Raw genomic sequence first — 18,782 nt, forward strand, 5'->3', positions numbered from 1 at the left:
TTTACCAAAAACCGAATGGGTCAAAAATGCCACCGTCGTCGGAATCGTCGTCTCCGCCTCTAGGAAGCTGATCCAAAGTGTCGTCGTCATCATCCGAAGAATCGCCGCCATTGCCATTCTGGCTCTTCTTATCGGAAGGATCAGGCTTCTTGTTGCTGCGCTTTCTTAGCGAGCGAGGATCTTGACGAGTTGCTCCATTAACCGCAGCTTCTTCTTGGTTAAACTTGACTGTTAGATTTACAGTTCCATTACCGCGAACAACCGTTATTGTTGCTTTATCTCCCAAAGCGGTAGCGCGCACAAATCCAAGCAGCGAGTAGTTGCTTGTAACAGACTTGCCATTAAACGCTACGATTGTATCTCCAGCACGCATTCCACCTTTTGCAGCAGGAGCACCAGGAGTTACAGAGGCCACTTGAGCGCCGCCACGCGTAATGTTATTTTGCGTTACATTTACGCTTTTAACCATGATTCCAAGAGCAACGTGCTTTACGGAACCGTTCTTAATGATTTCGTTTACTACGCGCTTAACAAGGTTAGAAGGAATAGCAAAGCCGATTCCAATAGAGCCTGCTGTGCCACCTCTTGCAGAAGTTGCAGCAATAGACGAGTTAATACCAATCACTTTTCCAGAAGCGTCGAAAGTTGGGCCGCCCGAATTACCAGGATTGATTGCTGCATCAATTTGCACAGCATTTGTAACGATTTCCGAACGACTTTGATCGTCCATAACAGAAACTGGTCGATTAAGCGCAGATACAATACCCGTTGTAGCAGTATCGTCATATCCAAGTGGATTTCCGATTGCCATTACAGGCTGGCCAACCGCGAGCGCGTCCGAATCCGCAAAATCAACTGGCTTTACGCTGCTAGGCAAACCGTCTACTTTAAGAACAGCCAAATCAGTAGTTTTATCTGTTCCAACAAGCTTAGCCTTGTAAATCTGACCGTTAGAAAGCGTTACTTGAAGCTGTTGCATGCCAGCAATAACGTGGTTGTTTGTAACAACATGACCTTGCTTGTCGATTATTGCGCCAGAGCCTTTGCTCATATTCTTGTCATTGCGCGCCTGAATAGACACAACTCCGCCAGAAACGTTTTTAGCAACCGAGCGCCAATCTGGAGCCTGACCGCCTTTTATTACGGCTGTTCCTTTTGAAGGACTTTGCGCACCCACATCTGCAAGTGTTCCCGCGCCTGGAATAGGGATCAAGCCTTGAGTAAGAACAAACGCCATTACAACAACGCACACAATTGCAGAAATAATGGACGACACAATTGCCACCATTATTGTTGAGTTTTCTTTAGACTCCGCCTTAAATCCGCGCTTTTTATAAACCACATTTGGATTTTGGCTTGGCGATTGATTTGAAGCTTGATTTGAAGCTTCAGCAGGCTGACTTTCCGCGCTATTATCCGCGCTATTGTCATCGCTCAAATCGTAAGGATTGCCGAATCTAGTTTGCTTTTGCTCTCCATTTGCATTATATGGATCGCCATATGGCAAAAATGGGTTATCTAAATCGTTGCCATATTCTGAATTCTCATAATCACGGCTATTTGCGCCATTCGCTACACTTGCACCACTCGCGCCACTTTGCTCTTGATTTTGCAACGATTCGCCAGAATTATTAGAATCACCGCTATTTTTATTTGCATCACTATTAGCATCGCCAGCATCTACAGGACCATACGCTCCGTATTCGGGAGCTGGTCTATAAATCTGCTCTGGCTCCACATGATTTTCCTGCGCACTCGTTGGCTCCGATTGGCTTTGTGAAGCATTGCCGTTTTGCTCTTCACTAGAATCGTAGGCTTTAGAATCGTAAATATCGTCAGCCATTAATCCTCCTTAAATCTTTTACAAAGAATACTCTAATCTGATTACACAAATTCATACAAGTTAATATGCAATTAATATGCAATTTTTACAAAATTTTGCGTTTACAATACGAGTTAATCGTGCCGCTCTTAAAATTACCTGAATATTTAGCAGTATAAATGCCGTATAAATACCATATATAACCCATAAATTAGCTAACTATTTTTATAAAAATTATAAAAACACGTAAAATTTAACGAACGGCTGCTTGCGACTTTTCCGCGCGCAATGCCGCAACTTCTACGCGTATCGTCATGCCTTCTAATAGAGTAAAAGGTATGACTAATCTTATTGAACACCCACGCGGAGCAGAGCCTGGTAAGCCAGGAGATCGCAGCGAATTCTCGTTTACAACAAAAACACGTTTAGAAAATGCAGCAGATGGCAAGGGAAAAGACGGAGCCAGATACGGCCGCACTGGCGTGATTCACACGCCTCATGGCGATATTCACACGCCTGCGTTTGTGCCAGTTGCAACACAAGGCGCAATGAAGGCCGTGCTGCCAGAATCAATCAAAGACTTGGGCGGCCAATGCATGCTTTCTAACGCATTCCATTTATATGAACGCCCTGGCGAAGACATTTTAGACGAAGCCGGCGGTCTTGCAAAGTTTATGAACTGGGATGGCCCAACTTTTACGGATTCTGGCGGATTCCAAGTGCTTTCGCTTGGTGCAGGATTCAAAAAGACGCTTGCAATGGACGTTACTGGCATGAAGTCCGACGACGTAATCGCAGCTGGCAAAGAGCGCATGGCATTCGTTGACGAAGATGGCGTTACTTTTAAGTCTCCTCTAAACGGCTCGATTCACCGATTCAGCGCAGAAATCTCAATGGGAATTCAGCACAAGCTTGGCGCAGATATTATGTTTGCTTTCGACGAGCTTACAACACTTATGAACACTCGCCGCTACCAAGAAGAATCCGTTGAGCGCACCTTCCGATGGGCCAAGCGATGCGTTGCAGAACACAAGCGATTAACCGAGACGCGATTGGGAAAGCCATATCAGGCGTTGTATGGCGTTGTTCAGGGCGCGAATTACGAGGATTTGCGTAGGCATGCGGCAGAGCAAATTGCTTCGCTCGACTTTGACGGCGTTGGAATCGGCGGCGCAATCGAAAAGCGCATTATTGGAGATACTTGCGCTTGGATTTGCGATGCCATGCCAGAAAATCGCCCTCGCCACGTGCTTGGAATCGCGGCAGTTGACGACATTTTTGCTTGCGTAGAAAACGGCGGCGATACTTTTGATTGTGTGGCACCTGCGCGATGCGGCAGAAACGGCGCGATTTTTACTCGCCATGGGCGATACAACGTAAAGCGCGCGGAATTTAAGCACGACCAGGGGCCGCTCGAAGCAGGCTGCGATTGCTACACTTGCACGCATTATTCGCGCATGTATGTTAGCCATTTGCTGCGAGCTAAAGAGATGAACGGATATACGCTTGCTACTATTCACAACGAGCGATTCTTTGTTAAGCTTCTAGACGACATTCGCGCGTCGATTGACGGCGGATATTTTGAAGACTTCCGCGACGAGTCGCTTGCGCACTACTACGAAAATGGATTGCGCGAATCGACTTGCATGAGCGCTTAAAGCGTAGCGCGCGAATGCACTTCGATTCGCTGAGCAGCTCAAGGCAGAAGCACTGCTTCTGCGCTGCGAAGACGTGAGCGCAGCTAATCTGCGCGAGCGACATAGCGCGCTTATACCGCGCGAACGAAACATCTCATTCAGTGCGAAAAATCTCGAATCTCTACCACACTTGGTGACGCCATTTGAGCAAATTTGTGCCAACACACTAGAAGTGTATTTGCTAAAAGAGCGCAAATATGGTAGCTTTGTGGTCTGTATGCGAACGTGGCGGAATGGTAGACGCGCTGTCTTCAGGTGGCAGTGAGTGTATGCTCATGCGGGTTCAAGTCCCGCCGTTCGCACTCTTTAAGAACGTTGATTTTTCAACGTTCTTTCTTGTTTTATAGCATCATTTTGCAACGCAATGTGCAACAATTGTGCATTTGATTAAAAATGTGTGATAGACTGAATAGTGAACGTCATAAGACGTCAGACGTATTAAAACATTGGTGTTTTAATTTTTACGGTCATGGAGGACTAAAATGGAACGTCGTTCAACGAAGACGACGAACCTAAGCGGAGATATCGCGGATATCGAGGGTTCGACGCATACGCGATTTAGCCATGCCACAATAAAAATTACACCATCTACTGAAATCAAAAAATATAGCGAAAACGCATCGAGCATCAATCGTAAAGATAAAAACGATGAAATAAATCAGAACGAAGGAATAATAAGGTTCAAATTTGTAGCAAATGCGGATTGTGATTTATTGCATATTAAGCCAGCACAAAAATCACCAGCAACCGCACTACAAGAGGACGCAACTCCAATAATAAAAATAAGTATTAAAGAAGATGCTCCCCTGCTTATTGCGCAAAATCTTTTAGAAGATAGCGCGGACGCAAATGGCGCGAAAGAAATCGCGTTGCACATGGAAGATGCACTAGGCGCATGCGACGGTCGCGAACACGATTTTGCAATAACGTACGGAAGTTTTGGAAGCCGATTCTATCTAGACGGATACCAGTGCTTTGCGAGCGCAACAAATCTTGGGCCGCAAAGAGTGAGCGCAAAAGAAGTTGAAGCAAGAGCCGCAATGGAAAAATCTTCGCAAATCTACGACTTTTACTACTCAAGTCACTTGCCAAATCCAAAAGAAATTGCAAATTCGGCCACTCAGGCGCAGCCAGACATATGGCTTGCAGGAGCTACGATTTGCGCAAGAGACATAAAACGCGTAGCTTGCAAATCGAGCGGAACTTTGTACATTCAATTCAGATTGCGTGGGTCAGGCCAACACGGAGTGCTTTTTGCTGCTGGAACAAAAACTAAGCGAGAATCTAGCGAAAAAATAAGCGTGCATGCAGGGCCAAAAGGCATAAAAATCACGCTAATCGACGACGAGACGAGCGTAAAAAGCGTACTCGAAGCAAGCGCAAGCGTTGACGACGGCGAATGGCATGACTTGATTATTCGCGCAAATCGCGGAGCAACCGACATTTACGTAGACGGATACAGCCAGTCGCACAATATAGGGCAATTTTGGTTTGCAAACATACCAGACTTGAACGCCGTAAGTATTGGCGAAGACTTGCGCGGAGTGCGATTAATGGGCGAAGCGAGAACAGGCGGAATCTACTTTAGTACGCTTAGCGAAGGCCAAATCCAAAGAATATCAAAAGTAAAGCCGCTTGTAACAACCGCATTATTCGACACGGGCTACGCGGGCTCGCGAAGCTACAGAATACCGTCTCTTGTAAAAACGCGCATGGGAACGCTAATCGCAGGAGCAGACCAACGAACAAGCGTTTCGAACGACGCTCCAAACCACATAAACTTTGCGATTCGCAGGTCTACAGACGGCGGAAAAACGTGGGGGCCTTTGCAAACAGTAATCAACATGCCTGGCAAAAACCTTGGAAAGCTAGGCGCGAGCGCAATCGACTCCTGCCCTGTTTTAGACCCAAAAGGCAAAAGCGAAAGAATCAACGTACTAATCGACATTAATCCTGGCGGAATTGGGCTAACAAATTGCAAAACCGCTGTAGGCGTGGACGCTTGCGGAAGAATCAAGCTAATAGACCGCTTAGGTGGCCACTATGCGGCGGCAATGGACGGAAGCGCGGCCGTAAAATTGCCATGCGATTCTAGCGAAAAGGAATGCTCAACAAAGTGGATAGTTTTAGCAGACGGAAGTATAAAAAATAGCGACTCGCACAATGACTTATGCAATAACTCGCACAGTAATCAAACTTGCGACTGTTCCACGTGGAACATATGGAAATCGTCAGAAATCGCAAGCGAAAGTCAACCATTATTTGCCGAAAAAACGTGCTATATAGCGCAAATTTATTCGGACGATGACGGCAAAACGTGGAGCGCGCCACGCTTAATCGACCACATGGTTAAAGAGCCATGGATGAGCTTCGCTGGAGTATGCCCAGGGAACGGAATTGTTATTAGACAAAGCGAAAAACATTACGGCAGAATACTCGTGCCATTCTATTGCAGTGGCCAAAGCAAATCGCACTATTCTTCGGGAGCACTTATTTCGGATGACGACGGCAAAACGTGGAGCCGAGGCAAAATGATTAACGAAGGGCGATTAATAAACGGAAAAATCGTAGATCCTGTAACAATGCAAGATAACGATGCAACCAGCTCCGAAACCGTGTTTGTTGAGCGCAAAAATGGCGATATTCTAGCTTTCTTCCGCAATCAAAATCGTTCGGGATGCGTAGGCAAAGCCATTAGTCATGATTGCGGGGAAACGTGGAGCGAGCTGATTTTTGACACAAGCTTGCCCGAAATATTCAGCCAGCCTAGCGCAACCTGCTTTAGCAGCGAAAACGAGGGAAACGCACAAAACGCAGACTGCATAGCATTTGCAAACGCGAGCCAAATGATGCCTTACCGCGGACGCGGAGTTGTGCGATTCAGCTACGACGGCGGGCAAACGTGGGAAAAAAGCGTGTGCATAAACCCATTCCACCACGTTTATCAATGCCTTAGCTCTAGCAATAAACGAACTTTGCAACTACTGTGGGAAAGAGAGACTACTGGGATTTATATAACAGCAATAGATTCCTCGCTTTGGCGGCAAGATAGTTTGCAAACAGGTTTCAAAAACAAAGTACAAAAAAACAAAATACACACAAACGAAAAAATGGAAGATACAAAAGAGAGAAGACTCACGCGAACTGAAAGGAGCCAAAATGGAAGAGACATTTAGCAGACGCGAAGACGATGAGATGACAACGCTAGACCGCTTATCGTTATTGCAAGCAAGCTCTAACTCCGCTCCAATCGCAGCAAGAAAGCGCTGCGATGAAACAATGGACGCAATCAGATCGCTTATTTTAAGAGAACGCTTGCAACCAAAAGACATGCTGCCAACTGAACCAATGCTATGCAATTTGATTGGCGCTTCAAGGTCATCGGTGCGCGAGGCGATTCGCAAGCTGGAAGCACTTAACATTGTGGAAGTTAAGCAAGGAAAAGGCATGTTTGTTGGCTCCTTGTCTTTGGACCCAATGGTGGAAACACTCGCTTTTCGCTCCTTAATCTCCATTAATAAGAATTTTGAAGACTTAAGCAACGTTGTAGAAATGCGAAAATTCCTAGACCTTGGATGCGCGGATAAGGTGGTTGAGTCACTTAAGGGAACGCAGCAGCCAGAGCTGGAAGCGCTTTCGGAAATAATGACTAAAGAAGCGCATGCTGGAAAAACGTTCTTGGAACAAGACATTGCTTTCCACACAGGCATTTTGCGCGCGGTAAACAATACGATTGCAGAGCAATTCGTGCGATGCTTGTGGCTTGTGCATATGGCTGTTTTGCCGCAATTGGGGTTGGAAGTTTCGGACGAGCTTGAAAAGACGGCTAGAGCGCACGAGCTTATGCTAAAAACAGCTATTGCGGGAGACGCAGACGGGTATAGGCAGGCTGTAAATAGCCATTACGAACCGATTCAGTCTATTTTGCTTAATAGACTGCAAAAGAACTAAATAAATGGAAGAACCGCTCACTTAACGAGAGCGGTTCTTTCATCTTCAATGGTGATGCCTGAGTACTACAGCATCACAATTAATCGCAACGATACGATTTCCGTTACGAAATTTTATGGCCGTCGCACCAAACGTGCTCAACTGCCAAAGTTCCTGGATTAAGCAAAAGCAAATCGGCAGCATATCCCTTTTCAACCAAGCCCAAAGGAGCACTAGTTATAGCGTTCGGCTTATCTACTCCAAGCACGCGAGCAGGAACAAGAGTTGCCGCAGCAATCGCCTCTGGCAAACCAATTCCAAGCTCTTTAACAGCGCGCTTAATAGCAACTTCTAGAATCAAAGTAGATCCAGCAATAGCGCCATTAGAAACAAGCCTTGCGTGGCCGCCCGTAACCGTAACGTCTAAAGCGCCAAGCTTGTAGGCGCCATCCGCGCATCCCGTTGCAGCCATAGCATCCGTTACAAACGCAATCCTCCCAGCCGCCGCCTTAAACGCCATTCGCAAAACTGGGTTTTCAACGTGGAAGCCGTCGTTAATAAGCTCAATCGTTACGCGCGAATCCTCCAAGGCTGCAGGAATTGGACCTGGCTTGCGGTGATGAATGCCGTTCATAGCGTTAAACATGTGAGTCATAAGCGTAGAGCCAGCGTTAAAAGCCGCGCGCGCTGTTTGATAATCCGCATCGCAATGCCCCACTGCTGGAATCACTCCAGCTTGCACAAAGCGCTTAATAGCTTCCATACCATGTACGCGCTCTGGAGCCAAAGTAATTTGGCGCAAAGTGCCATCTGCCGCCTCAAGCAGCGCTTCAACACGCTCGGGAGTAGGGTCCACTAGGCAATTAGGGTCGTGCGCGCCTTTTCTAGAAAGCGCCAAGAACGGCCCCTCCAAGTGAGATCCAAGCACATCTGGTCGCGTTTGCATAACACGCTTAACAGTACGCAAATTCTCTTGCATTACGTCAAGAGGATTTGTAATCAAGCTAAGAACTTGCCTAGTTGTTCCGTGAAGCATGTGATACGCGCGTGCAATGGCAATCCCTTCGGCGCCGTCGTCAAACGAATGTTCCCAGGCACCGTGAGCGTGCAAATCAATGTAGCCTGGCGCAGCAAAGCAGCCACGCCCGTCTACAACGCTTAAGTCAGATGCGCGCAATCCGCAAGCATTAATCGCCAGCGCAAGATCTTCGTCTAAAATGCCAGTTTCTAGAATCACGCCATCTTTAACTAAAATCCAAGCGTTAGGAACAATTCCGCGCGCGTCTACAACGCTCACGTTGCGCACTACAAAATTGCGTTCCTCACTTGATTTTAGTGAATCATCAATCTTATTTACGGCATCTAAATATGCATTTTTTGACATTTCACTCACCTGCGATTGTGCTTTTGAAGTTTGTGCTTTTGAATACGTTACTAAATTTTAGACTTGAGTATCAGATTCCCTGCCAAGATGGCTTATTTGCATACACCCAACGATAGTAGTCTGCCAACTTAAGATTGCTTGCTGCGTCTTCGTCTACAATCACAGTTGCGTGCGGATGCATTTGAAGCGCGGAAGCTGGGCATAGCGAGCTTACTCCGCCTTCTAGCGTTGCTGCCACCGCGTCTGCCTTATTAGAGCCAAATGCAAGAAGAACAAGATGCTTAGCGCGCAAAATCGTTCCAATTCCTTGCGTTATGCAATGAGTTGGAACCTGGTTAATATCTCCGTCGAAAAATCTGCGATTATCTACGCGAGTCTGCTCGGTTAGTGTTTTAACGCGCGTACCAGATGCAAGCGAAGATCCTGGCTCGTTGAATCCAACGTGGCCATCGGAGCCAATTCCCAAGATTTGCACGTCGATTCCACCAGCGGCCGCAATGGCAGCATCGTAGTCTGCTCCAGCGTGCGCGATCTTGCTGCCTTCGCTTAATGGCGCTCCGTTAAGAACATCTCCTGGAACGTGCACTAAATTTGGATTTAGGCCGATTAAGTCTGTTACGGTTCTGCGAATTGTGCTGTGGTAAGACTGCTCGTGCTCTAATGGCAATCCAATGTATTCGTCAAGCGCAAATCCGCGCACGCGACTTACGTCAACATTATTTTCTTTAACAAGCTTTGCCAGATGTTCGTAGGCCTTTAATGGACTCGATCCAGTAGCCAAGCCCAGCACTGCGTCTGGCTTGCGACTAATCAAATCTACAACAGCTTTTGCGTAAAGCTCGCCTGCTTCATCTTGATCTTTTACAATAATAACTTCTGCCATCTTTGCTTCTCCTTTAAAGCTTTAATTAGCAATTTTTAAGCAACATTAATCAGCAATTTTAAGAAATCATTAGCAATTATTAGCAATTATTAGCATTGCGGCATACGAATTAACGCACACCGCAACGCTATTTACTTACTATGCCAATAGATAAACGCCAATAAATAAACGAATTTTTATTTAAGTGATTTAAATTATTAATCTAATAAATTATTAATCTAATTAAAACCACTTAAGACGTTACTTTGTGGAATCGCTCACTTCTTGCGGAGTCTTTGCCAAAGTCAAGCCAACTTCCTTAAGAACGCGAGCCACGGCTTCAACGTTTTCTCCCTTAAGTGGGCAGACTGGATTTGGCATCTGATTTGTGTCGAACACGCCAAGCAATGCCATTGCGGTCTTAAATGCTCCAACGCCAGCGCCAAAGCCTGCCACCCCGCTAGGAACAGTAACGATTCGCATCAAAGCAGCAAGCCAATCCTGCTCCTTCTTAACCGTTGCCCAATCACCAGCCTGAGCGGCCTTCCACATGCGCACGTAGCCAGTGGCCTCAACGTTTGCAAGTCCTGGAACAGAACCGTCTGCGCCAGCCATGTATGCGCCGTCAACAACAACCTCTTGACCCGTGAGCAAAGTCAATGGGTGGCCAGCCTTATTGTTGTCGTCTACAAGGAACCTGAACGACACGTCGTCGTTGGAAGAATCCTTAACGCCTGCAAGCACGCCATCTTTACCAAGCTTTACAAGCAAAGCGCCTGGGAGCTTTGTGTGCACGCAAACTGGAATATCGTAAGCAAACAGAGGCAAATCTGGAACGGCTTCGTGAATAAGACGGAAGTGGCGCTCAACTTCTGCCATGCCGCCGAGTGCGTAGAATGGAGCTGTTGCAACGATTGCAGCTGCTCCAAGCTCCTTAGCTTCCTTTGCGTGCTCAATAACGCGGTTTGTTTCCGTATCGATGCACCCAACCAGCACTGGCACGCGACCGTCAACAATACGCATTACGGTTTCAATAATTTCGCGACGGCGCTTATCTGTGCTAAATGCCACTTCGCCGGAAGATCCAAGCGTGAACAAGCCATCTACGCCCGCCTCAATCATTCGGTTAAGCGAACGCTCAAAGCTAACAACGTCTACTTCGCCGTCTGCCGTTAATGGCGTAACTACTGGTGGAATAACACCGTGGAATTTTTCTGTCATGATTAAACTTCTTTCGTATTTTTTATTATTTATGACTTATTGATTTATTGATTTATTGATTTTAGATTTTGGAATTAGTGGGCGGCCTGCATGGATTTACTGCAAGGTCTTAACAGACCGCCCGCGCATTTAAGCCAGCGACTATCGACTAGCGACTAACGCTTGCCGCTTACTTGCACTCTTCTTCCGTTGGATGCAACAGCGAAGGAGCCGCGCCCATCAAAATCTTTGTGTACTCATCTTGCGGATTGTTAATCACTTGGTGAGTTTCGCCGCGCTCAACAATTGTTCCGTGATTCATAACAACAACTTCGTCGGATATGTATCGGATTGTTTGAATATCGTGGCTAATAAACACCATGGAAAGATTCAGCTTCTTCTTTAAGTCGGAAAGAAGATTCAAAATCTGAGCACGCACAGAAACATCCAAAGCGGAAGTTGGCTCATCTGCGATTATTGCATCTGGGTTAAGCGAAAGAGCACGAGCGATTGCCACGCGCTGACGCTGGCCGCCAGAAAGCTGACCTGGCAAAGCGCCAAGAACAGAATGAGGCAAACCAACCATTCGGATTAGCTCCTTGGCTCTAGCATCGCGCTCAGCCTTGCTTCCAATCTTGTGCACAACAAGCGGATCAATCAACTGGTCAATCACACTCATACGAGCATTCAAAGCCATTGCTGGATCCTGGAACACAACGGAGACCACGCGTCCAATATCCATGCGCTCTTTTGCAGTTCTATGCGTAACGTCTTGACCTTTGAACAAAACCTTACCGCTTGTAACTTGCTGAAGGCCGCACATAATGTTTGCAGTAGTAGACTTTCCGCAACCAGATTCGCCAACAATACCAATCGTCTTGCCTGGCATAAGCTTAAGATTCACCTTGTTTACGGCCGTAATCTTATTCTTGTGGAACAAGCCAGATCCTGCTCGAGTAGTGAACACCACTTCGGCGTCGCGCAGCTCGATGATTGGAACATCGCCATTTTCGCTTTGAGTTTTGTTTGCGTCATTAACATTCATGTTCATCGCACATCTCCTTTATCGGAGGCGGTCAAAATTGCAGAAGGTACATCCGATTCAGGCTCTGGAGGCGCAGCGTAGAAGTGCCACGTTCCTGGAATGCGCTTCATTACTGGGCGCACGTCAAGTCCTTGATCTGGATGAGAAGAACGCGGTGCGAATCGATCTCCCTTAGGGAAGTCGGATGGGCTTGGAACCGTTCCTGGAACCTGATGCAATCTTGGAGCACCAGCCTCAATGGAAGTTACGGAGCCAAGCAAGCCGCGCGTGTACTCGTGATGCGGATCGGTGAGAATTTCCTTGGTGGAGCCTTGCTCAACAACCTGGCCTGCGTACATTACGGTAATCGAGTGCGCAACCTTGGCAACAAGAGCCAAATCGTGGCTTACAAACACCATTGCGAATCCAAGCTTCTCGCGCAATTCGTTAAGAAGGTCAATCACCTGCTTTTGAACAGTAACATCCAAAGCGGTTGTTGGCTCATCTGCGATTATCAACTTTGGATCTCGCGTAAGTGCCATTGCAATCAACACGCGCTGACGCTGGCCGCCAGAAAGCTCGTGCGGGTAGGATTCAAGCGTGCGCTTTGGATCCAAGCCTACAAGCTCCAGCAACTCTTCGGCGCTACGAGTGCCACCTCTAGAAGTTAGCTGCTTCATTTGCGCTTTAATAAGCATTGATGGGTTTAAGGAAGACAACGCGTCTTGGTAAACCATTGCAATCTCGTGGCCGCGCAAAGCATTGTGCTCCTTTGGGCTAAGCTTTACAAGATCCTTGCCATTAAACAGAATTTGTCCGCTAATCTTAGCTTTTGGATCAAGCAAGCCCATAATCGCAAGCGAAGTGATTGACTTACCGCAACCAGATTCGCCAACCAAGCCCATTGTTTCGCCTGGGCGAACAGAGAAGCTCAAGTGGTCTACAACATTTACGCTGCCGTAGCGTGGGAACTGAATGCACAAGTCTTTAACCTCAATAACTGGAGGCTCAGTAGACGTTGGTTGCAAGCGATCCGTGCGCTTTAACTCAGCCTCGCGAAGCTTTGCCAAAGACTCAACCAAAGCGTCGTGCTGCTCCTTGTAAGCTGCCACTGGGTCGGTGAGAATCCTATCTTCCTTGCGAGCCGCATCCGCATCTGCAGCAGTCTTAGCTACTGGAGCGGTTGGAGCTGCAACCATTGCATCCGTAATTCCCTCAGAAAGAATGTTGAGGCACAAAACGGTAATCATGATTGCTAAGCCTGGGAACAATGCCTGCCACCAGTATCCGAAGATAACGCCTGCCTTAGCAGAAGACAAAATGTTGCCCCATGTTGGCGTTGGCTCTGGAATACCAGCGTTGATGAAGCTAAGAGAAGCTTCGAACACGATTGCGTCTGCAACAGAAAGCGTTGTGAACACCATAACTGGAGCTGCAATATTACGCGTTACGTGCTTGAGCAAAATCCAAGGTGCGCGAGCGCCAGAAACGATTACTGCACGCACATAGTCTTTTCCATATTCGCTTATAATGTTTGCGCGCACAATTCTTGCGATTTGTGGAACGTAAAGCACGCCAATGGAAATGATGATACCAATCATGGATTGTCCAAGAATTGCAAGGCACACAGCCGCTAATGCGATTCCTGGGATTGACATTACTATATCAATCAATCGCATTATAAGCTCAGATATCCAAGTGCGGCTTACAGCTGCGATTGCGCCGATTATTGAGCCCATCACTAATGCAAAGAGTACAGACGACAAGCCGATTACCAACGAGTAGCGAGCGCCGTACATAACGCGCGAGAACACGTCTCTACCAAGGTTATCGGTGCCGAACCAGTGCGCTCCTGTTGGCGGCTGATAGTTTTGCGTAATCTTTACTGGGTCGCATGGCGCTAAGAATCTCGCGAATACTGCGCAGAATGCCAGTATTGCAATCACAATAAGAGATATTTTAGATCCTAAGCTCATGCTCTTAAATCTGTTAAATTTGATGCCTGGCTTAGATGCGGCATCTACTACCTGACTTTTTCCAAATAGCATGTCACACCGTCCTAATTCTTGGGTTGATTAGCACGTAAAGCAAATCAACAATAATGTTTATAAAGATGAATGCGATTGCAACAACCAAAACAACGCCTTGCACAAGCATTGGCTGGTTGCCATTAATACCGTCAAACATTGCGGTACCCATTCCTGGGAGTGCAAAAATAACTTCGATAACGATTGCGCCACCCATAAGGTAACCAATCTTCATACCAAGAGTTGTGATTGGTGTAATCAAAGCGTTGCGGAACACGTTTCTAGCAACCACTACGCTCTTTGGAATACCTGCGCCGATTGCGGTTCGCACATAATCCTTATCCAATTCTTCTACCATCGAGGTTCGTATGATTCGCGTAAGCTGACCTGCTACTGGAAGGCCTAATGCGAAGCAAGGCATTGCCATTCTTGCAATGTACGCTTCTGGATCTTCAAAGAACGGTACAAAATCGCCAGAACCTGGGAGCCATGCGAGCTTGATTTGCAAGACGTAAATCAAAAGAACGCCGAGCCAGAAGGATGGAGTTGCGATTGCAATAATCGAAAGCACGCGAACCGTTTGGTCAACCCAAGTATCGCGGTAAAGCGCTGCAAAAACGCCAAAGATTACTGCAAAGACTATTGCGATTAACAAGCCAATGAAGGTTAGTTGCAAGGTGATTGGGAAGGCGTCCGCCACTCGCTGAGCTACGGAATCCTTGTTTACGCCATAAACACCCATGTTTCCTTGGAAGAGTCCAACTATGTAGGACCCAAACTGCTCCCACCATGGCCTGTCGTATCCCATTTCGTGGCGGAAGGCTGCCAGAGCTGCTGGAGACGAATTTTCGCCTAATGCTGCAACTGCTGGATCGTATTTAGAAAATGACATAAGGAAGAATACGAGGAACGTAACACCGAATGCCATGAACGGCAGGGCGATTAGTCGCCTACCTAAAAGTCTAAGAAAATTACTCATAAGACATCCACACATCCATTGAAGAAAATTGTTATTTTTTGCATAACAAAACCGGCCCATCTGCACAAAGGCGAGAAAGGTAAACAGTTGGGCCGGTTTTGCGGTTAGAGGTTAGGGAAAATGAAGTTTGTTACTTTGGCTTGCACCTACTTTGTTAGCTTTGCTTTTACAAGGTTGATGCCAGTGGAGCCTATTGCATTCCACTCAGCCAATGCGCCCTTCTTTACAGCAGTCGTAGTCTTACGATGGAAGAGTGGGTACAGAGGCACTTCGTCGCTAATCAAGTCGAAGCACTGGTTCCAATACTTCTGGCGATCTGCTGGCTTGGATGCTTCAAGAGCTTCGTCCATAAGCTTGTGGAGCTTTGCGTATCCTTCGGAGCTCTTCCAGAATGTGCGCTGACGGGTCCAAGCGTTGTCGCCGTACCACCAGCTCATAAGCAAGTCTGGGTCGTTGCCAAACACGGATGGATCGCCTGGAGCAAGAACCATGGAGTAGTTTGCATCGTCGCGGTCGGTAATCTGTGGGTAAAGTGCAGAAGACTTCATGGACTTGATTTCTACATCCATACCAATCTCTGCAAGATCATTCTTGATTTGTGGAGCAAGCTGAGTAATCCAAGTGTGGTCTGTTGTGTAAAGAGTGAACTTTAGTGGGCCACTTACGCCAGCTTCCTTAAGCAAGCTCTTTGCCTTAGCAACATTCTTGGTGTAAACGTTCTTTGCCTTGTGGTAATTTGCGTAGTTCTTTGGCAAGAAGCTTGTTGCTGCCTCGCCCTGGCCGCTCATCTGGTTGGTAATAAGCTTATTTACGTCAATTGCGTAGAGAGCAGCTTGGCGAACTCGCTTGTCGTCGAATGGCTTCTGCTTTGTGTTGAACATAAGGAATGGAAGAGTGAAGCCCTGTGCGGTCTTAAGCTCAGATCCAGATGCCTTCAAAGTGTTGAATGCCTGTGCTGGAACCATTTCCATTACGTCGGTCTTGCCACCTTGCATTGCGGTTACGCGAGCAGTATCGTCAACGGTTACGTTCCAAACCATCTTCTTGGTCTGTGCCTTGTACTTGCCGTTGTAAAGATCGTTGCGCTCAAACTTTACTTGGTTATCTGTAATCGATACGTACTTCCATGGGCCAGATCCGATTGGCATATTCTTAAGATCTGCATCAGACTTTGCAGATGGAACAATCTGAATCAAAGCAAGGCGCTGCTTGAACAGTGGGAACGCCTTCTTTAGCTTAAAGATTACGTGACGATTGTCTTTTGCTTCTACAGAGTCAATAAAGTCGAGCATAGAGATGTAAAGGCTGCCCTTTGCGGTTGTGCGCTTAAAGGAAGACACTACATCTGCCGCTGTTACTTCCGTTCCGTCCGAGAACTTAGCAGCATCGCGAATTGTTACTTCGTATTCAGTATCGGAAATCTTCTTTGGCTCACCCTTTGCAAGAGCGTTGAAAACCTTAAAGTTGCTGTAATCAAGAGCGTAAAGTGGCTCTGTAACGTGCCAGTTTGCTGCCATTGGCAACGCGCCAGAGGTAGTAGACGGCGCAAAGTCGCGGCTTGCGTATGCAACCTGTGCGGTAATCGTGTCTTTAACAGCAGTCTTTGCTTTTGCTGCCTTGTGGGATTTAGCTCCACCGCAGCCAGAAAGCATCATTAATGCGGCCACACCAGCGGCGATTGCCACGGTCAGCTTCGAGTTAATTCGTGCCATATTTTCTCCTCACCATTGAGTTTGGGTTTTTTGCATTTCGTCTTCGAATGCGAAAACATATTAAATTATAGCGCGTGCGTTATTTTCACGTTACTTCAAACATAAGAGGTCTGATGTCTGATGTCAAGTTATGCGTGTGTCGAATTTGTGAAAATTTTGATTATTTTTTGAAGTACAAAAAATCAGAACAAAATCGCACATAATCGACACACATATAACCACTATTTTTATTTATTTGTTACTTACGCACGCTCGGCGAATCTGCGGAAGCTTGCGACTTTTCCTTAACGCACTAAACCGCATCCGCCTGCCAACTCGCCGCCTACAATTTTGCTGCAAACCAGCGCGTAATCGACGTTGGGTGCGTAATCGCAGTTCCAACAACAGCAGCCCAAGCGCCCATTTGCATAACCTTGTGCAACTGATCTGGAGTATGAATACGTCCTTCGCAAATAATTGGATAATTTGGGAAAGCTTGCAAAATCTGGCCTAAAAGCTCAAAATCTGGGCCATCCGTTTTTGGCCTTCCAGGAGAAGTGCCAGCCAAAGTGGTAGATATAATATCCGTTCCACAATCAGCCGCGCGCTTAGCGTCGTCGAAGTTGCCGCAATCTGCCATAACAACTATGCCTTCGTCGTGCAACGCGCGAACAGTTTGCTCGTAAGTGAGCCCATCTGGGCGCGGCCTATCTGTAGCGTCAATCGCAATAATATCCGCCCCAGCAGCAGCACAGCAGCGTGCGTGGCGCAAAGTCGGAGTTATGTAAACACCTTCGTGTCCGTCTTTCCAAATTCCGATTACAGGAACATCAACTTGCCCTTTAATCGCGGAAATATCCGACAATCCTTGGCATCTAATACCAACAGCTCCACCTTCTACGGCAGCCATTGCCATTTGCGCCATTGTTTCTGGGTGCCTTAGCGGCTCTCCAGGGTATGCCTGGCAGCTAACGACTAAGCCGCCCTTGATTTTTTCAATCACAGGATTCATATAGATTCCTCCTTTTTTCAAATATGACTAAACTAAACAAAATTAAACGCAATCAAACGCGATTAAACGCTACCTAACGCATCTAGATGCGATTAAACGCGATTAAACACGATTTGAGTGAACAGCAAAAGCCGCACCAATCAAAGGAGCAGATCCACCAAGCTTGCCCTTAACAATCGGCGTGCTTTTAATCAACGTTAATGCCGAATCTTCAAACCCAGCGCGCATAGCATTCCACCAAATATCGCCAGCTTCTACAACAGACCCCGAAAGCACAATCACGTCTGGATCTATAAGATTCGCCATTCCTGCAACGCACTGTCCCAAGGCTTTGCCGCTTCTAGCCAGTGTTTCTTCAGCATGCGCATCCTGACCGGAATTCGCGCGCACACAAACCTCGTAGCCGTTTTTCGCAAGCTCGGTGCCTTGCGGAAGATTGCTGTTGTAAAGAGTGGCAAGCCCAGTTCCAGAGGCAACTGGCTCAATATGACCAGCATGCGCTCCGCAAGAGCAGTCAAAGCCAACTCCCAAATCGCTAACAACGTGGCCAGCGTGTCCTGCAACTCCATGCGCACCCGTAAACAGCTTGCCGTTTACAATAATCGCGCCGCCAATTCCAGTGCCTATGCCAACAGAAAACACAATCGATTTTCCGCGGCCTGCTCCGTAAATCGCCTCTCCAAGGCCGTGACCACCAACGTCGCCAATCATATAAACTGGCAAATCGGTTACGCGCTTAAATGCGTCGTAAATTCGCTGACCTCTCCAACCTGGCAAAATGTCGGTAGCTGCTACGATTTCGCCAGTTTTGCTATTTGGCACTCCTGCAGCTGCTATTCCAATTCCACTAATGGTTTTGCCACTTTTTGCCACATCTTCCAATATTTGCTTTGCGCAAGCTACTAGGCGATTCTTTATATCTTCTCCGCCTTTTGCAGCTTCGGTTGGCATAGAGCCATAGTCTTCTACTGTTGGAGACGCACAATCTGCGCTTTCTTTGCCAAAGTTAGACTCTGCGGACTCTGTAGACTCTGGCAAAGTCACCAATCCGTACGCGATTTTTGTTCCGCCTATGTCAAAAGCAAGATACGTAGAGCGAGAATCTTTTATTTCGTCCATAACTAATTTCCGTTTTCTTTCTTGCGTTTGCGACC

At 47.0% G+C, this 18,782-nt stretch carries 13 protein-coding genes and 1 tRNA gene; 4 read left to right on the forward strand and 10 right to left on the reverse strand.

The genetic code is table 11. The annotated features are described in order from the left end of the window. Position 1: 1 nt before the first annotated feature. Positions 2 to 1,843, reverse strand: coding sequence for a S1C family serine protease (locus tag AC1EKB_RS05790; protein WP_481249092.1), 1,842 nt, complete (start codon positions 1,841 to 1,843; stop codon positions 2 to 4). A gap of 293 nt (positions 1,844 to 2,136) precedes the next feature. Here AC1EKB_RS05790 and tgt point away from each other — a divergent pair, with 293 nt between their 5' ends. The 4 genes from tgt to AC1EKB_RS05810 all read left to right on the forward strand — a co-directional run bounded on the left by tgt (position 2,137) and on the right by AC1EKB_RS05810 (position 7,470). Continuing rightward, entirely contained in the window at positions 2,137 to 3,480 is a 1,344-nt protein-coding gene (tgt, locus tag AC1EKB_RS05795) for a tRNA guanosine(34) transglycosylase Tgt (RefSeq protein WP_481249093.1), read from the forward strand. Between the two features lie 258 nt (positions 3,481 to 3,738). Continuing rightward, positions 3,739 to 3,821 (forward strand) — tRNA-Leu (locus AC1EKB_RS05800). A 180-nt stretch (positions 3,822 to 4,001) separates the two neighbouring features. Further along, positions 4,002 to 6,695, forward strand: a complete 2,694-nt coding sequence (locus AC1EKB_RS05805; RefSeq protein ID WP_481249094.1) for an exo-alpha-sialidase — start codon at positions 4,002 to 4,004, stop codon at positions 6,693 to 6,695. Continuing rightward, entirely contained in the window at positions 6,679 to 7,470 is a 792-nt protein-coding gene (locus tag AC1EKB_RS05810) for a FadR/GntR family transcriptional regulator (protein ID WP_481249095.1), read from the forward strand. Before AC1EKB_RS05805 ends, AC1EKB_RS05810 begins: the two co-directional genes overlap by 17 nt. A 103-nt stretch (positions 7,471 to 7,573) precedes the next feature. Here the strand turns inward: AC1EKB_RS05810 and nagA are convergent, their stop codons facing one another. The 9 genes from nagA to AC1EKB_RS05855 form a co-directional block, all read right to left on the reverse strand. Continuing rightward, the gene (gene nagA, locus AC1EKB_RS05815; RefSeq protein ID WP_481249096.1) at positions 7,574 to 8,833 is read right to left on the reverse strand and encodes an N-acetylglucosamine-6-phosphate deacetylase; all 1,260 of its coding nucleotides are present in this window, start codon (positions 8,831 to 8,833) and stop codon (positions 7,574 to 7,576) included. Positions 8,834 to 8,903: 70 nt separating this feature from the next. Then, entirely contained in the window at positions 8,904 to 9,716 is an 813-nt protein-coding gene (gene nagB, locus AC1EKB_RS05820; protein WP_481249097.1) for a glucosamine-6-phosphate deaminase, read from the reverse strand. Between the two features lie 240 nt (positions 9,717 to 9,956). After that, positions 9,957 to 10,916, reverse strand: a complete 960-nt coding sequence (locus tag AC1EKB_RS05825; protein WP_415693908.1) for a dihydrodipicolinate synthase family protein — start codon at positions 10,914 to 10,916, stop codon at positions 9,957 to 9,959. Positions 10,917 to 11,085: 169 nt separating this feature from the next. Beyond that, positions 11,086 to 11,946, reverse strand: a complete 861-nt coding sequence (locus AC1EKB_RS05830) for an ABC transporter ATP-binding protein (protein ID WP_004113924.1) — start codon at positions 11,944 to 11,946, stop codon at positions 11,086 to 11,088. After that, entirely contained in the window at positions 11,943 to 13,967 is a 2,025-nt protein-coding gene (locus AC1EKB_RS05835; protein ID WP_415693907.1) for a dipeptide/oligopeptide/nickel ABC transporter permease/ATP-binding protein, read from the reverse strand. Before AC1EKB_RS05835 ends, AC1EKB_RS05830 begins: the two co-directional genes overlap by 4 nt. 1 nt (position 13,968) lies before the next feature. Further along, on the reverse strand, positions 13,969 to 14,925 hold the full coding sequence (locus tag AC1EKB_RS05840; protein ID WP_016635890.1) for an ABC transporter permease: 957 nt from the start codon (positions 14,923 to 14,925) through the stop codon (positions 13,969 to 13,971). Positions 14,926 to 15,071: 146 nt separating this feature from the next. Next, a complete protein-coding gene (locus tag AC1EKB_RS05845) occupies positions 15,072 to 16,637 on the reverse strand; it encodes an ABC transporter substrate-binding protein (protein WP_481249098.1) in 1,566 nt (521 codons plus the stop codon). Positions 16,638 to 16,959: 322 nt separating this feature from the next. Next, positions 16,960 to 17,628 (reverse strand): N-acetylmannosamine-6-phosphate 2-epimerase, encoded by a 669-nt coding sequence (locus tag AC1EKB_RS05850; RefSeq protein WP_004113937.1) that lies wholly within the window; start codon positions 17,626 to 17,628, stop codon positions 16,960 to 16,962. 102 nt (positions 17,629 to 17,730) lie between these two features. After that, positions 17,731 to 18,747, reverse strand: coding sequence for an ROK family protein (locus tag AC1EKB_RS05855; protein WP_481249099.1), 1,017 nt, complete (start codon positions 18,745 to 18,747; stop codon positions 17,731 to 17,733). Positions 18,748 to 18,782 lie beyond the last annotated feature (35 nt).

Source organism: Gardnerella sialicivorans subsp. sialicivorans, from assembly GCF_056746795.1.

Coding starts and splice junctions, on each gene's coding strand:
- AC1EKB_RS05790 (WP_481249092.1), bottom strand. CDS start 1,843: ATGGCTGACGATATTTACGATTCTAAAGCCTACGATTCTAGTGAAGAG.
- tgt (WP_481249093.1), top strand. CDS start 2,137: ATGCCTTCTAATAGAGTAAAAGGTATGACTAATCTTATTGAACACCCA.
- AC1EKB_RS05805 (WP_481249094.1), top strand. CDS start 4,002: ATGGAACGTCGTTCAACGAAGACGACGAACCTAAGCGGAGATATCGCG.
- AC1EKB_RS05810 (WP_481249095.1), top strand. CDS start 6,679: ATGGAAGAGACATTTAGCAGACGCGAAGACGATGAGATGACAACGCTA.
- nagA (WP_481249096.1), bottom strand. CDS start 8,833: ATGTCAAAAAATGCATATTTAGATGCCGTAAATAAGATTGATGATTCA.
- nagB (WP_481249097.1), bottom strand. CDS start 9,716: ATGGCAGAAGTTATTATTGTAAAAGATCAAGATGAAGCAGGCGAGCTT.
- AC1EKB_RS05825 (WP_415693908.1), bottom strand. CDS start 10,916: ATGACAGAAAAATTCCACGGTGTTATTCCACCAGTAGTTACGCCATTA.
- AC1EKB_RS05830 (WP_004113924.1), bottom strand. CDS start 11,946: ATGAACATGAATGTTAATGACGCAAACAAAACTCAAAGCGAAAATGGC.
- AC1EKB_RS05835 (WP_415693907.1), bottom strand. CDS start 13,967: ATGCTATTTGGAAAAAGTCAGGTAGTAGATGCCGCATCTAAGCCAGGC.
- AC1EKB_RS05840 (WP_016635890.1), bottom strand. CDS start 14,925: ATGAGTAATTTTCTTAGACTTTTAGGTAGGCGACTAATCGCCCTGCCG.
- AC1EKB_RS05845 (WP_481249098.1), bottom strand. CDS start 16,637: ATGGCACGAATTAACTCGAAGCTGACCGTGGCAATCGCCGCTGGTGTG.
- AC1EKB_RS05850 (WP_004113937.1), bottom strand. CDS start 17,628: ATGAATCCTGTGATTGAAAAAATCAAGGGCGGCTTAGTCGTTAGCTGC.
- AC1EKB_RS05855 (WP_481249099.1), bottom strand. CDS start 18,747: ATGGACGAAATAAAAGATTCTCGCTCTACGTATCTTGCTTTTGACATA.